The organism is Paractinoplanes aksuensis (assembly GCF_024137025.1).
GTDB lineage: Bacteria > Actinomycetota > Actinomycetes > Mycobacteriales > Micromonosporaceae > Actinoplanes > Actinoplanes aksuensis.
In genome coordinates, this window is record NZ_JAMYJR010000042.1 from 104,177 (window position 1) to 118,443 (window position 14,267).

General features: G+C 71.7%; 10 protein-coding genes. 4 read left to right on the plus strand and 6 right to left on the minus strand.

Annotated features, from left to right (window positions below; genetic code table 11):
* Positions 1 to 3: 3 nt before the first annotated feature.
* The 3 genes from M1L60_RS37155 to M1L60_RS37165 form a co-directional block, all read right to left on the minus strand.
* On the minus strand, positions 4 to 1,560 hold the full coding sequence (locus tag M1L60_RS37155; protein WP_253242256.1) for a ricin-type beta-trefoil lectin domain protein: 1,557 nt from the start codon (positions 1,558 to 1,560) through the stop codon (positions 4 to 6).
* Positions 1,561 to 1,709: 149 nt separating this feature from the next.
* The gene (locus M1L60_RS37160) at positions 1,710 to 3,653 is read right to left on the minus strand and encodes a sensor histidine kinase (protein ID WP_253242257.1); all 1,944 of its coding nucleotides are present in this window, start codon (positions 3,651 to 3,653) and stop codon (positions 1,710 to 1,712) included.
* Positions 3,654 to 3,729: 76 nt separating this feature from the next.
* Positions 3,730 to 6,147, minus strand: coding sequence for an ATP-binding protein (locus tag M1L60_RS37165; protein WP_253242258.1), 2,418 nt, complete (start codon positions 6,145 to 6,147; stop codon positions 3,730 to 3,732).
* A 218-nt stretch (positions 6,148 to 6,365) separates the two neighbouring features.
* On the opposite strand from M1L60_RS37165, the gene M1L60_RS37170 reads away from it, so the two are divergent.
* Positions 6,366 to 7,628, plus strand: coding sequence for a sensor histidine kinase (locus M1L60_RS37170; RefSeq protein ID WP_253242259.1), 1,263 nt, complete (start codon positions 6,366 to 6,368; stop codon positions 7,626 to 7,628).
* Positions 7,625 to 8,302: a response regulator gene (locus M1L60_RS37175; RefSeq protein ID WP_253242260.1), complete on the plus strand. Its 678-nt coding sequence runs from the start codon at positions 7,625 to 7,627 to the stop codon at positions 8,300 to 8,302. The genes M1L60_RS37170 and M1L60_RS37175 overlap by 4 nt, the downstream gene beginning before the upstream one ends.
* Here the strand turns inward: M1L60_RS37175 and M1L60_RS37180 are convergent.
* Together M1L60_RS37180 and M1L60_RS37185 are read right to left on the minus strand one after the other, a co-directional pair.
* A complete protein-coding gene (locus M1L60_RS37180; protein ID WP_253242261.1) occupies positions 8,250 to 9,014 on the minus strand; it encodes a MerR family transcriptional regulator in 765 nt (254 codons plus the stop codon). The two genes, M1L60_RS37175 and M1L60_RS37180, sit on opposite strands and share 53 nt — an antisense overlap.
* 186 nt (positions 9,015 to 9,200) lie before the next feature.
* Positions 9,201 to 9,845, minus strand: coding sequence for an NAD(P)H-binding protein (locus tag M1L60_RS37185; RefSeq protein WP_253242262.1), 645 nt, complete (start codon positions 9,843 to 9,845; stop codon positions 9,201 to 9,203).
* Between the two features lie 184 nt (positions 9,846 to 10,029).
* Between M1L60_RS37185 and bla the strand changes: the two genes are divergently transcribed.
* The gene (gene bla, locus M1L60_RS37190; RefSeq protein WP_253242263.1) at positions 10,030 to 10,929 is read left to right on the plus strand and encodes a class A beta-lactamase; all 900 of its coding nucleotides are present in this window, start codon (positions 10,030 to 10,032) and stop codon (positions 10,927 to 10,929) included.
* Here bla and M1L60_RS37195 read toward each other — a convergent pair whose 3' ends face one another.
* Positions 10,930 to 11,337 carry a RidA family protein gene (locus M1L60_RS37195; RefSeq protein WP_253242264.1) on the minus strand — a complete coding sequence of 136 codons (408 nt, stop codon included), beginning with the start codon at positions 11,335 to 11,337 and terminating at the stop codon, positions 10,930 to 10,932.
* A 267-nt stretch (positions 11,338 to 11,604) separates the two neighbouring features.
* On the opposite strand from M1L60_RS37195, the gene M1L60_RS37200 reads away from it, so the two are divergent.
* A complete protein-coding gene (locus M1L60_RS37200) occupies positions 11,605 to 14,220 on the plus strand; it encodes a hypothetical protein (protein ID WP_253242265.1) in 2,616 nt (871 codons plus the stop codon).
* Positions 14,221 to 14,267 lie beyond the last annotated feature (47 nt).

A 14,267-nucleotide genomic window follows, 5' to 3' on the forward strand; every position in this document is an offset into this window, starting at 1 on the left:
TGCTCAGCGCCGCCACTTCTGGTTGGCGCCGCCGTGGCACTCCCAGAGCACCAGCGTGGCGCCGTCGTTCGGGTTCCAGGCCTCGATGTCGGCGCACTTGTTGGCCTGGGGGTTCACCAGGTCGCCGGCGGCCGACAGGACCCACTGCTGGGCCGGGTTGCCCGAGCAGCCCACGATCTGCAGGATCGCGCCGTTGGCGGTCGAGCCCCACGCCACGTCCAGGCACTTGTTGTTGCCCGTGCGCAGGGTGCCGTTGACCGACTCCCACTTCTGGGCGGCCGAGTTGTTGCAGTTCCACATCTGGACCCGTACGCCGTCGGCGAAGTTGCCGTTGGGCACGTCGAGGCAACGGCCGTTCAGCGCGCTGATCAAGGCGCCGCCCGCGCTGCCGCCGCCGGTGGTGACCAGGGCGATGCCCCAGCGCGACAGGATGGGGTTGACCGGCTGGAACCAGGTCTGCGGGTTGGCCGAGCCGCAGCCACCGGCGATGCCGGAGGTGACGCCCTGGGCCTGGTTGCCGGCGATCACCGAACCGCCCGAGTCGCCGGGGTTGGCGCAGGCGCTCATCCGGCTCATGCCGTACACCGGGCCGTTCGAGTAGTTGATCGTCTCGCCGCGGCCCTGCAGGGTGCCGCAGGTCCACGAGGACGTGCGACCGGACCGGCAGATCGACGAGCCGATCGCGGCGTCGTTGGAGCCGGCCACGGTCACGTTGCCGCCGGAGTAGTTGTTGACCCACGGCTGCGGGGTCCAGTTGCCGTTGACGCCCACGTAGGCCATGTCGGTGTTCGGGAACTCCGACTCCTGGAAGCTGCCCATGTCGACGTTGTTGAAGCCGCGGGTCGGGGCGCCCCGGCCGCCGCAGTGGCCGGCTGTCACGAAACCGGGCGCGCCGCCGCGGCGGGCCGCGAAGCCGACCGAGCACAGCGTGTTGCCGTTGATCACGTACTGGTCGCCGCCGCGGACGTCGTACACCGGCTCGGGCGCGACCGACGAGGTCTCGACGGTGATCTTCGTGACGCCGCTGTCCTGGGCGAACTTGCGGGCCTGAGCCTCGGCGCCCGGCTTGACGGTGACGACGACGGTGTTGGTCGCCGGGTCGACGCGCCACGAGCGGATGGTGTCGGCCGCCTTCGCGCCGCGCTTGTCGAGCTTCGCGCGGTCCGAGGCGAGAGCGCTCTCACTGCGGGCCACGACTTTCGCCTCGGCTCCCTCCGCGCGCACCTCCCGCGCGGCGGCCTCGGACGTGACGGCCACGGTGAGCCGCTGGTCGCCCTTCTTGATCCAGGCGCCGCCGTACGCCGGACCCAGCTTGGCCTTGAGGCGCTTCTGGACGACCGGGGCCGCGGCCTCGGTGCGCAGGCGCTCGGCGATCTGGTCGTCGGTGAGGTTCAGGTCGCGCTTCATGGCCGCGACGACGCCGGCCGGCAGATCGAGGGTCGGCGCCACGTCGACGCGCGGGGAGGGGTCGGGGGTGTCGGCGAAACTCACGAGGGGAGTCAGGCCGACCGCTGTCACCGCAGCTGCGGCAACCGCGATCCATCGGTACGGACGAGCCATGGGGGAGCTCCTCGGACGGGGACATGGGGGAAACGTGAACGGATCTCTCCGCCCACTCGCATTGAAGTTTGCTAATCAATAAACAAAGTGTCAAGAAAATGCGATGCTCTGCCCTTTTGTCGGCCGTGAGGCTCCCTGAAGCACTTTTACTACCGAGGTCGATGGCCGGCCCGGGCCACCATCCCGACGAGACGGGACTGGTCCGAGCGTCTCGGTGCGGTGGTTTCGGGCGGTGCTTCGCCGGTGGGGACCGTCATGGCCGCGGGGAGGGTGACCACCGCGCGCAGGCCGCCCCCGGCCACGGGCCCGAGGGTGACCGCGACGCCGTGCTGGGCCGCGAGAGTCGCGACCACGTACAGGCCGAGGCGGGCGCTGTCGGAGGGGTCGAGCCCGGGTGGCAGGGCCAGCCTCTTGTTCGTCTCCTCGATCGCGGTGCGCGACATCCCGATCCCGTGGTCCTCGATCTCCACCACGGTCCCGTCCGGGCCCGGCTGGGTCGACATGCGGATCGGTGTGCCGGGCGCGGAAAAGGTCACGGCGTTGGCCAGCAGCTCGCCGATCAGATGGCCCAGATCGTTGACGGCGTGCTCGGGCACCCGGACGTCCGCCACCGGTCCGATCGCGATCCGTTCGGACTGCTCCATCTCACCCGCGACCCGGGTCAGGACGGTGCTCAGCGACTCGGCCCCGTGGCCGCGCCGGCTGCGGGCCGAACCGGCCAGGATCACCAGGTGCTCGGCGTGGCGGCGCATCCGGACCGCCAGCCGGTAGGCGTCGGCGTCGCCCGGCCCGAGCGCCTCGATCTGGCGGTCCAGCAACGACTGGTTGCGGCGAGCGATGTTGACCAGGACCTTGTTCATGCCGGTGCGCATGGATGCCTCGGCCGCGGCCGACTCCACGGCGCTCCGGTGCACGTCGGACAGCGCCGCGCCCACCTCGGCGATCTCGTCGTCGCCCAGGCTCAGGCGTAACGTCGCGCCGTCGACGTCGATGCGTTCACCGCCCCGCAGGCGCCGGACCAGCTCGGGCAGTCGCCGGCGGGCGAGGTCGGTGGCCGCCGTTCGCAGCTCGGCCAGCCGCCGGACGACCGAGCCGCCGATGTGCACGGCCATCACCAGCGACACCACGATCGCGATCAGGCCGAGCAGACCGGTCAGACCGAAGCGGGTCACGATCCGGTCGCGCGCGTCCTGGGCGAATTCGACGGCGTGGTCGTAGCCGTCGGCCATGAAGGCGTACAGCTGACTCACGGCCAGGTTCGAGGTCGCCCGCCATTCTTCCCGGCTGATCCCCACCTGCTCGCCGGCGCGTCCCCGGTCGATGATCCGGTCCTCGGCCGACCGCAGCTCGACGAAGGCGGAACCGCTGAGCATGCCCTTGAACCGTGCCTGGTCGGGCCCGGGCAGGGCCGTGCCGACGATGGGGATCTGGAACCGCAACGCGCCGATGAGTTGGATCAGCTGCGAGTACTCGCCGTCGCCGAAGCGCTTGGCTTTGGTGACGCCGGTGAGCAGGGCGTCCTCCTGGTGGAGCAGCTCGCCGGCCCGGCGCATGGCCACGATGGTGCGCATGACCCGTTCCACCAGCGGCTCGCTGGAGGCCGCGGCCGCGTTGGACACGCTGAACGACGTCTGGATGATGCCGGCGTAGTCGCTGAGGACCGAGATCGAGGTGGCGTCGCGGACATCGATCTTGGCTCGGATCAAATTCAGCGTGTAGAGGCTGGTGGTCATGTCGGCGAAACGGGCCCGGGTGATGTCGGCCGAGAACCCGCTTCCCTGCCAGCTGCGGGACGACTGGCGGAACTGGGCGACCGCGGCATCGGTCGCCGCCCGGCGGAGACGCAGGGCGCCCACGTCGCCGTCGGGCGTGGCCAGGAACTCCACCGACCGGGTGCGCTCGGCCTGCAGCGCCTCCACCATCCGGTCGCCGGGCAGGATCACGTTGTCCCGCGTGTTGTAGATGTCCCGCAGGGCGGTCGCGTCGGCGATCGACGCCTTGACGTCGATCACCCACAGCCCGGTCAGGGCGACGACCGGCACCAGCAGGGCGAGAACGATCTTCAGGCGAATGGATCTCGGGTTTCCTCGCATGTGACCTCGATCGGGCAGCTGACGGCGAACGCTCCGGAATATCCGATGTGGAGTACGGCCGGGTTTCTTGACCGGTTCAGCTGACCGGCTGGTTTCCACTCCTCGGGACGAGACGCAGATCCTTGAGCTGCCGGCGCGAGGTGATGCCGAGCTTGCGGAAGATCTTGCGCAGATGGGACTCGATGGTGCGCGGGCTCAGGAACAGCTGGGCCGCGACCTCCTGCGAGGTGGCCCCGGTGGCCACCAGTTGCGCGATGTGCAGCTCGTGGGCCGTGAGGTCGTCGGCCGGGCCGGCGGTCCGTCGGCGGGGGTGCTCACCGGTGGCGCGCAGCTCGCGGGCCGCGCGTTCGGCGAACGCCTCGGCGCCCAGGCCCGACAACAGTTCGTGGGCGAGGCGCAGTTGCTCGCGGGCGTCGTGGCGGCGGCCCTCGCGGCGCAGCCATTCGCCGTACACCAGACGGGCGCGGGCCAGGTCGATGGCCACCCGGCAGTGCTCGAGGTGGTCGACGGCCTCGCGGTAGTGCTTCTCGGCGGCCGGGCCGCTGGTGAGCAGGGCCCGGGAGCGTGCCTCCAGCCCCAGCGCCCACGGGGTGCCGCTGGCCCGGGCCCGCAGGCTGAGTTGTTCCAGCGCTGCGGCGGCGCGCTCGTGCTGTCCGGCGCGGACTGCCGCCTCGATCAGTTCGGGCAGGGCGAGGCTGCCGTCCGCCGATCCGTCGTGCTCGTACGGTGGGATCGCGGCGGCCGGCATGACCTCAGCCAGGGCGTGGATCGCTTCGTCGTCCCACAGCATCAGCGCGATGTGGCCGGCCAGCCCCAGCCAGCGGCGGTCGCCGTCCATCCGCAGCATCTCCAGCGCCTTCCGCAGCGGAGGAACGGCGGCCACGTAACCCTGGAGGAATCTCGTAGTGAGACCGTCCAGCAGCAGGTCGGCCGCCCGCGGCGACCCGGGCGGCGGGGGTGCGGTCCGGGCCGCGGCCAGCCAGCCGTGGTCATCGGCGAGGCGACCGGACTCGACGGACGCCTCGAACGCCTGCAGGTAGGTCTCGCGAGCCAGCGCGGGGTCCAGCGGGCCCAGCGTCCGGGCCGCGTCGAGCAGCATCCCCGTCGCCTCGCGGCCGCGGTTCAGCTGCGCCTCGAGCTGGGCCCGCAGCAGCTCGAGGCGGGCCCGCGCCAGGGCGTCGAGCGGTCCGGCGGCCGCGGTCGTCAGCAGCTCCCGGGCCGCCTCGAACGCACCGGTCTCGTGCTTGGCGTGCGCCGCCGCCAGGGCCCGGCGCGCCCGCTGGGTCGGCTCGGGAGTCAGCTCGGCCGCCTGCTGCAGGAACGCCGCCGCGGCGGCCGACCCGCCGCGAGCGCAGGCCCGGCCGGCCGAGCGCTCCAGTTCGGCCGCGACCTGTTCATCGGCGCCGAGGACGGCCTGCGCCCGATGCCAGGCCCGCCGGTCCGGGTCGGCGTGCGGATCGGTGGCCGCGGCCAGGGCGCCGTGGGCGCGGCGGCGGTCCGGCCACGAAGCGGCCCGGTAGACCGCCGACCGGACCAGCGGATGACGGAACAGCACCCGCCGGCCGATCTCCAGCAGACCGGCGGCCTCGGCGGGGTCCGCGGCCGCCCGGTCGAGGCCCAGTTCGGCCGCCGCGCGCCACAACAGGGCCACGTCGCCGGTCGGCTCGGCCGCCGCGGTCAGCAGCAGCAGTTGCGTCCCGGCCGGCAGGCAGCCCGAACGACTCTGGAAGCTGCTCTCGACGCGCCGCGGAACGCTCACGACGTCGGGCCGCTCGAACCCACCGGCCAGCCGGGCCGGCGGGACGTTGCGGGGCAGCTCCAGCAGCGCCAGCGGGTTGCCCCGGGCCTCGTCGACGATCCGGTCGCGCACCCGGTCGTCGAGCGGCGCGTTCACCGCGGAGTTCAGCAGAGTCCGCGCGTCGGCCTCGCCGAGCCCGTCCAGGTGCAGCTCGGGCAACCCGGCGCAGGGTTCGCGCTGCGTGAACACGAGTGCCAGCCGCTCGGCCGTGACCCGCCGCGCCACGAACGTCAGAACCTGGGCCGAGGCCGGGTCCAGCCAATGCGCGTCGTCGACGAGGCACAGCAGGGGGCCCTCCTCGGCCACCGTCGCCAGCAGGCTGAGAGTGGCCAGCCCGACCAGGAACCGGTCGGGTGCGGCGCCGCTCCGCCGTCCGAACGCCACCTCGAGGGCGGTCCGCTGAGGTTCCGGCAGAGCGGCCGTACGGTCGAGCAGCGGCTCACACAGCTGGTGCAGACCGGCGTACGCGAACTGGGTCTCCGCCTCCACCCCGGTCGCGGACTCCACGCGGAAGCCCGATCCGGTCGCGAGGCCGCGGGCGAGGTCCAGCAACGCGGTCTTGCCGATGCCGGCCTCGCCGCGCACCACGACGGCCCCGCTGCGTCCCCCTCGCGCAGCGGTCAGCAGCCGTTCCAGCGCGTCGCGTTCCGCGCGCCGGCCCACCAGTCCGGATGCCGCCGGGGTCGGTTGCGCCATGGTGGTCTCCTCGAGCGAAGCGTGTCGAGCTGACCAGTACGCTGCCGTCCGCGGCCCCGCCGGCACATCTGGCGGCGGCGTGAAATCGGCCTTGCGACCTCCGACGGAAGCGCCTCCGTCGCAGGTAGGAACTTCGCCTCGCGAGTGCCCCAGTGGGCCGGGTCCCGTGGGTAGCATCGGGGCGGGCCGACCGTCGGGAGCGCGAATGGTGAGCGGCAATGGATGAACCGCGCGGGCCGGCTGACCGGCCACGGCGCGACTGGGACAGCCGGCTCGACGCGCTGGGGCTGACGACACCGTTGCGGCGCGACAGCGCGCTCGCGATCCTCGTCGCCGCGGTCATGGCCGTGCCCTTCTTCGTGCCCGGCATCTCGGCCACGGTGGCAGTTCTGCTGGTGGCCCAGGCGGCGGCGTTGTGTCTGCGCCGGATCCGGCCGCTGTGGTGCCTCGGCGCGGTCCTGGCCCTGCAGGTGGCCCTGGCCGTGGCGGCCGACCCCGGGGAGGGCGTCCGCGGCGCGGCCCTCGCCGTCGCTGTCTACACCTGCGGCACGTTGATGCCGAAGCGCCGGGCGCTCCTGGTCGCCGGGCTCGCCGCGTTCACCGAGACGGCCAGCTTCGTGGTGCTGAGCGCGATCCCGGCCGCCCTCGACTCGACCCTCACCGCGTCACCGCCGCTGATCTCCCGCATTCTCGTGCAGATCGTTTTCTCGGCGATCCTCTACGGTGGCGCGGCGGCGCTGGGCCGCAACACCACGATCCGCCACCGGTACACCGAGATGGTCGAGCTCCGCGCGGCCGAGGCGGCCGAGAACCTGCGCGTCCGCACCGATGCCGCGCTGACCGCCGAACGCACCCGGATGGCCCGGGAACTGCACGACGTGGCCGCCCATCACCTCACCACCCTCATCGTGCAAGCGACAGTGGTGGAGCGCATGATCGACCGTGATCCGGAGGCGGCCCGCCAGGGCGCCGCCACCATCCGTACGGAAGGAAAAAGCGCTCTGCAGAACCTGCGTCTGGTCGTCGGCGCCCTGCGCGAGGCCGGGCCGGCCGAACCGGGACTGCCCGACGGCGGCGGGCCCGTGCCCGGCCTGGTGATGATCGAGAACCTGGTCGCGGGGCACGCGGACACGCAGGTCCGGCCCAAGCTGGTCGTGTCCGGCCGGCCCGGTGAGTTCTCGGCGGCGGCCGACCTGACCCTGTATCGCGTGACGCAGGAGGCGCTGTCCAACGCCCGCGACCACGCGCCCGGCGCCGCGGTCACTATCAAGATCGATCACCGTACGGAGGACAGCGTGCTCGAGGTCCACAACGGCCCGCCCTCCGCACGGGAGGCTCGGGCCGACCGACGTCATCGCGGCTTCGGCCTCATCGGCATGCGCGAGCGTGCCGGGCTCATCGGGGCGTCCCTGTCCGCGGGCCCGACCCCGGACGGCGGCTGGTCGGTCCGGCTGACCATTCCCCGTACGGCGGGCCGATGATCACTGTGCTCCTGGTCGACGACCAGCCGTTGCTGCGGGCCGGATTCCGCTCGCTGATCGAGCTGGCCGAGGACATCCAGATCGTCGGCGAGGCGTCCAGCGGCCCGGACGCGGTGGCGCTGGCCCGGCGGCTGCACCCCGACGTCGTCTGCATGGACGTCCGCATGCCCGGCGGCAACGGCCTCGACGCGACCCGGGTCATCGTCAGCGAGATCGACCCGCCGCCCGCCGTCCTGGTGCTGACCACCTTCGAGCTCGACGAGTACGTGTTCGGGGCGCTCGAGGCCGGCGCGAGCGGTTTCCTGCTCAAGGACGCCGACATGGACGACCTCATCGAGGCGATCCGCCGCCTGGCCGCGGGGGAGGGGATGGTCGACCAGACGGTCACGCGCCGGGTGATCGCCGAGTTCGCGCGGCGGCGCCCGGCGCTGCCCGCCTCCGCCGAGGGCCCGGCCGTCGATCAGCTGCTGACCTCACGCGAGGCCGAGATCGTACGGCTGCTGGCCGACGGGCTGTCCAATGCCGAGATCGCGGCCGAGCTCGTCGTCGAGGTCAGCACCGTGAAGAGCCACCTGAGCCGGGCCATGGCCAAGATCGGGGCTCGCGACCGCGTCCAGACCGTCATCTGGGCCTATCGCCACGGCGTGGCGTCGGTGCATCCACCCCGTCCTTGACCTGAAGGTGCTGCTGGGCGAGGGAGGCGGCTCGGGTCAGCACATCGAGCTGGGCCGGGTTGTACAGCGCGACCACCGCGTCGACGAACGTCTGCCGGCTGACGTGTTTGCCCGGGGACAGATGCCGGGCCGGGTCGTTCAGCCAGGGGTGGTCGAGCAGGTGCCGCGCGAGGGCCGGCGCCAGCCTCTCGGCCAGGCTCTGCCGGGTCCGCTCGTCGGCGTCCGGCGGCAGGGCGTCGATCTCGGCGCTGATCGGATCGGTGTCGGCCTCCACCATGCGCTGCAGGTCGTTCATGGTGCTCTCGTCGTACAGCTGGGCGAAGACGTGGATGAGCGAATGGTCGGAGGCCGACAGGCGCGGCGCGACGGACTCGAAACCCGCGGGCGCGTCGGCCGGTGCGCCGTCACGCAGGATGACGGCGATGTCGGCCCGGGCCCGCACCAGACGGTCGACCTGGGTGGCGAGGTCGGCGTCGATCTGCCGCAGCAGGTCCGGGCCGAAGTCGCTGTCCGAACCGATCTGGGCCAGCGGAACGCCCAGATCCGTGAGGCGCCGGATGCGCAGCAGACTGATCAGATGCCGTACCTCGTACTGCTTGTACCCGTTGTATCGCCGCTCGGGTTCCTCGATCAGGCCGAGCCGGTGGTAGTGCCGGATGGTGTTGACCGTCGTGCCGGACAGCTCGGCCAGTTCACGGGTGCTCCAGGTCACGTCAGCCCCGCGGTTTTCCGGGTCCGGTCGCTCGGAACCGGCGCCGAGCCGGCGTCGGCCGGCTGATCCGGTCGCGGATCAGCCGTTCCGATCAGTCTGATGGCCAGCAGCAGCACCGGAACTGAGCCCGACCGTGTTCGAACGCCGGACGAGGTTCTCGGCTCATCCATGGCTTCCTCCGAGAGTTCAGCGGATGTTGGCCCGGACGGCCGTGGTTATCGGCGTCGAGCCTTGATTCAGTTCGAGGATCTGCCGGCGGATCCGCGGTTCGTGCAGCAGTTCCGCCAGCGTCGCGGCGACGTCGTCGCGCGCGATCTCGTCGCACGGCTGGGCCGCGCCGAGCGCGATCGCACCGGACCCGGCCCGATCGACGAGCAGGGACGGGCGGAGGATCAGCCAGTCGAGCAGGGACTCGCTGACCGTGACCTCGACCAGCTTCTTGACCGCGTAGTAGGACTCCCGGGCTCGGCCGAGGCGCTCCCCGCGCCCCGCCTCCGGAAGCACGGACACCAGCGCGAAGCGACGGCCCCCGGCCAGCCCTGTCGCCTCCAGAGCCTTGAGCACGCCGTCACCGTCGATGGCGGTGGTGACCTTCCAGTCACCCCCGTTGGACCCGGCGGTGTAGACCACGGCATCACAACCGCGGACCATGACGGCCAGGGCGTCGGCGGTCAGATCGGCGAGCTCACCGACGTACGCGCCGGCGCCTTCGGTCTCGAGCTCGGCCCGCTGTTCGTCACGGCGGACCAGGCCGCCGACCTCGTCACCGCGCTCGACCAGTTTCCGCGCCAGCAGCCGGCCGACGGCTCCGCTGATCCCGAAGATGAACACCTTCAGCGGACTCTCCCCTCACCCCGGCCTTCCGTCGCACTCAGCCTCACATCGGGGCCAACGCCTTCGCGTCGGTAGAACACCCTTACTCCGGTACGGAGGGACCACCGCGACGGGTGACGCCGACCACCCGCCACCCGCGCCGGACGGTCCGGCCCGGGTCGGAATTCGCATACTTGTCGGCATGAACAAGGAAGTCCGGCGCCTGATCATGGGTGCCCTGGTTCTCGTGCTGATGAGCGCCTGCGCCTCGCCGACCAGCCCGTCGCCGTCGTCGTCGCCGAGCCGGACGCCGGCAGTCGTCGATGTCCGACCGTTCCAGGCGCTCGAGCGTCGGTTCGGGGCGCGTCTGGGGGTGCACGCGATCGACACGGGCACTGGTCGCACGGTGGCGTACCGCGCGGACGAGCGATTCGCGCACGCGTCGACCTTCAAGGCTCTGCTGGCCGGTGTGCTGCTGCGCCGGCTGTCCGACGCCGAGTTGCGCCGTGTCGTCAAGTACAGCCGGGCGGATCTGCTGGAGTGGGCGCCCGTCACCTCGCGCCACGTGGCCACGGGGATGCGGGTCGATGCCTTGATTGCGGCCACGGTGCAGCACAGCGACAACACGGCCGCCAACCTGCTGCTCGAGCTGGTCGACGGGCCGAAGGGGTTGCAGGAGGAACTGCGGGAGATCGACGACAAGACCACTGATCTGAGCCGGAACGAGCCGGCCCTCAACACCGCTGTTCCGGGTGACCGGCGGGACACGAGCACGCCGCGGGCGCTCGGCGCCGACCTGCGGCAGTTCGTCCTCGGCGAGGTGCTGCCCGCGCCCCGGCGGCAGAAGATGGTCGACCTGCTGCTCGGCAACACGACCGGCGACGCGTACATCCGCGCGGGTGTGCCTTCGGGCTGGACGGTCGGTGACAAGACGGGCAGCGGCGGTTACGGCACCCGCAATGACATCGCCGTCGTGTGGCCGCCCACCGGTGACCCGCTCGTCGTCGCCATCCAGTCGGATCGCGGCGAGCCGGACGCGTCCTCGGACGACGCCCTGATCGCCGAGGCGACCAAGATCGTCGTCTCCGGCCTGCGACGCTAGTCAGGTGAGGACGGCGGTGGCTTCGATCTCGACCACGAAGTCGGGTGTGAACAGGGCCTGGACGCCGATGATACTGATGGGCGGGGCCGGGTCGGGCAGCCCCTCCTCCTGCTGGACGCGGGCGATGGCGGCCAGCACGTCGTCCCACTTCTCGACCGACCAGTCCACGACGTAGAAGGTCAGCCGGGCCAGATCGCCGACGTCCCCGCCCGCACCGCGCACGCCGACGATGATGTTGCGCAGCGCGGCCTCGACCTGACCGGCCAGATCGGGCGCGGCCGGCTTGAAGTCGGGGGTGACGCCGGCCTGCCCGGCCAGCAGGACCACCCGCGACCCGGTCCCCACGGCGACCGGTGAGTAGTCGGTCTGCTGGAGCATGCCGTCGGGGTGCAGGAACTCCACGCTCATCTCGATCTCCCTGTCGTCCGGGTGCCGGCCATGCCGTTCAGTTCAGCCCGTGTTCCAGGAACACAGTCAAGGCTCTCCGGCTCCGGCGTCGACCATCTCCAGCAATCGGAACGGGTCCGGCCCGGTCCCCCCGCTTCCGCCGCATCGTCCAGGCGAAATATGCGTTGGCGGTACGCATATTTCTCCACTGTGCTCGCTGCGGGGTAGAGGGACCGAAGTCGTTCGTGGTATTCCTTCGGCTCACCGACGAGAACCACGGGGGAACACTTGAAACGTTGGGGTGCCGCACTGGCGTGCGGCCTGATTCTGGCGTCCGGGCTCAGCAGCAGCGCGTACGCGGCCGAGCCGGCTGTCGCTGCGGCGGCCGAGCCCACCACCACCTGCGCGCCTCTGGTCGAGGGGCAGTTCGGCCCACTGTCGGACGAGCAGATCGGCTCGGGCACGATCGCCCGGGGTGAGACGCGCTGCCACGCGGTCGAGCTCAGCGCCGGCCGTCACTTCATCCAGTTCACCGGCTTCACCGCGTTGCGCTCGGCAACCCTGCAGAACGCGCAGGGCGCCGCGGTCTGCACGGCTCCGCCGGGCTACCAGTGGGAGTGCGACGTCCCGGCCGCGGGGGACTACACCGTCGTGGTGCAGAACCTGCGCGGTCCCACGCCGGTCGACTACAAGGTCGCGGTGACCGCCGAGGACCCCGCCCGCTGCACCACGCGCGTCGGCACGAAGTGGAACGCAGCCTCCGTGAGCTTCCCCGCGGCCGGCGTGGAAGTGCAGTGCGTGCGCTTCACCGGAAAGGCCGGCGAGCGGATCCTGGCCTACAGCAGTTCGGGCCGGATCGCCGTCCGCGATGCTGTTGGTGATCTGGTCTGCAGCGTGCCGACCGAGCGCAACGGGCCGTGCGAGCTAACCGCCGACGGCATCTACCGCGCGATCTCGGTGGCCGAGCCGAGCCGGACGACCAGCGAGATCCAGGTCCGGTCGCTGAGTCCGGTCAAGGGTTGCCCCACGGCCCGGCCGGGCCGGTTCGGCGCCGCGCCGCGTCCGGTCAGCGCCACCCGCTGCCGCACGCTTGAGGTCACCGAGCCGGGTACGTATTTCGTGGGCGCGGTCGACGCCGCCGGCGCGGCCCAGACCTTCGTGGTCATGGCCGCCGACGGCAGCCTGCCCTGCAGCACCAGCGGCTATCCCTACAACGACGGCGACACGTGCACGTTCACCACGGCGGGCACCTACACCCTGATCATCGACAGCCTGCGCTCCACGGTCTGGGACAAGCCGTTCGCGGCCACCTTCGTACCGGCCACGGCTTCCGGGTGCAAAACCCTTTCCGCGTACGGCTTGGACCAGCCGGGCCAGCGCGGCCGGTTCCGGACGGTCGGCCAGGTCGACTGCTACCAGTTCGAGATCCCGGACGGCATGGAGACGCACCTGGTGTACCCGGCCGGGGCCACCGGCGCGGCCAGCCCGCTGCCGCGGGTCTACGGTGACGACGGTTCGCTTCTCTGCTCGTCACTCGACTGCCCGCTGAGCGGCTCGACGACGTATCGGCTGTTGCTGACCGCCCCCGCCGGCGCGACCGGCGACTACGTGTTCGCCTTCCGGCGCAACGCGATCAGCGAGAGCTGCCGGCCGTGGACGGCGGACGTGGTCGCCCGCTTCGGCCCGGGCCGGTTCACGAACTGTTTCACCTTCACGGCCGACAAGACCGGCGAGATGGACATCGCGATCGAGCGGCTGTCCGGCTCCAACTCGGTCAACGCCGAGGTCCTCTATGGCGGCGGACCGTTCTGCGAGCCGGGTGCGGCGAGCACGTTCACCTGTCCGTTGGAGCTCAGCCACACGACCACGCTCGTGCTGAGCGGCCAGCCGTCGGCGGCCCGCTACCGCATCACCAAGACCGAACGCGGGGTGACGCCGCCCGACCCGACCGATCCACCGCCGCCGGCCACCTGCGGACCGGTGACACCGTTGACCGAGAGCCGCTTCGGGCCGCTGTCGGCCGACCAGATCGCCACGACCACCGTCCCGCCCGGCAAGCTCGGCTGCCACCCGATCCGGCTCACCGCCGGGTGGCACGCGCTGCGGATCGACGGGGCGGCGCCGCTGCCCAGCTTCGGCTTCGTCCGCGCCGCCGACGACCGTACGGTCTGCCTGTTGCAGCGGGGCCGGTTGTTCACCTGCAAGATCGACGAGACTGGTGATTACACGATCCAGCTCAGCAACGCGTCCGGTACGACTGATTTCACCTACCGTCTCGTGGCCACCCTGCGTGACGCGGCCGATTGCACCACCGAGATCAGTACGGCGTGGACCGCGCCCACGGTGCGGCTGCCGCAGAGCGACCCGCTCGAGTCACACTGCGTACGGTTCGAGGCCTCGCCCGGTGAGAAAGTGATCGGGTTCGCCGAGAACGGCAGCGTCGACATCGACCGCGCGGACGGCACACCGATCTGCGGCTTCCCGTGGCGCAGCACCAACCCGCCGTGTGAGCTGACCGCCGGCGGCACCTATCTGGCGTTGAGTCACGGGGCTGCGGGCAAGGACTCCGACGAGATCCAGATCCGGTCGGTCACCGCGCCGGTGGGCTGCCCGGTCGTCGCGCTCGGCACACCGTCGACCGACCCGCTCAGCGATGTCCGCTGCCGGCGGGTGACGATCCCGGCCGCCGGACCGTACGAGGTGCGGGCGGTCGGCGAGTCCGGGGAGCTGCGGTCGATCGTGGCGCTGACCGAGCAGGGCACCCCGACCTGCGGCACGGGCGGGCCGATCGCCGGTACCCAGTGCACGTTCCCGGCCGCGGGCACGTACACGTTGGTGGCCGACGGGCACACCGCCGCCATCCGGGGCGGCGCCTTCTCGGTGACGGTGTCCGCCGTCGAGTAAGCCGGTGAGACGGAGGCCGGCTCGCGGGTGCGAGCCGGCCTCTCTTT

Excerpts from the sequence above, each read along its gene's own strand:
- M1L60_RS37155 (WP_253242256.1), bottom strand. The coding sequence starts at position 1,560 with ATGGCTCGTCCGTACCGATGGATCGCGGTTGCCGCAGCTGCGGTGACA.
- M1L60_RS37160 (WP_253242257.1), bottom strand. The coding sequence starts at position 3,653 with ATGCGAGGAAACCCGAGATCCATTCGCCTGAAGATCGTTCTCGCCCTG.
- M1L60_RS37165 (WP_253242258.1), bottom strand. The coding sequence starts at position 6,147 with ATGGCGCAACCGACCCCGGCGGCATCCGGACTGGTGGGCCGGCGCGCG.
- M1L60_RS37170 (WP_253242259.1), top strand. The coding sequence starts at position 6,366 with ATGGATGAACCGCGCGGGCCGGCTGACCGGCCACGGCGCGACTGGGAC.
- M1L60_RS37175 (WP_253242260.1), top strand. The coding sequence starts at position 7,625 with ATGATCACTGTGCTCCTGGTCGACGACCAGCCGTTGCTGCGGGCCGGA.
- bla (WP_253242263.1), top strand. The coding sequence starts at position 10,030 with ATGAACAAGGAAGTCCGGCGCCTGATCATGGGTGCCCTGGTTCTCGTG.
- M1L60_RS37195 (WP_253242264.1), bottom strand. The coding sequence starts at position 11,337 with ATGAGCGTGGAGTTCCTGCACCCCGACGGCATGCTCCAGCAGACCGAC.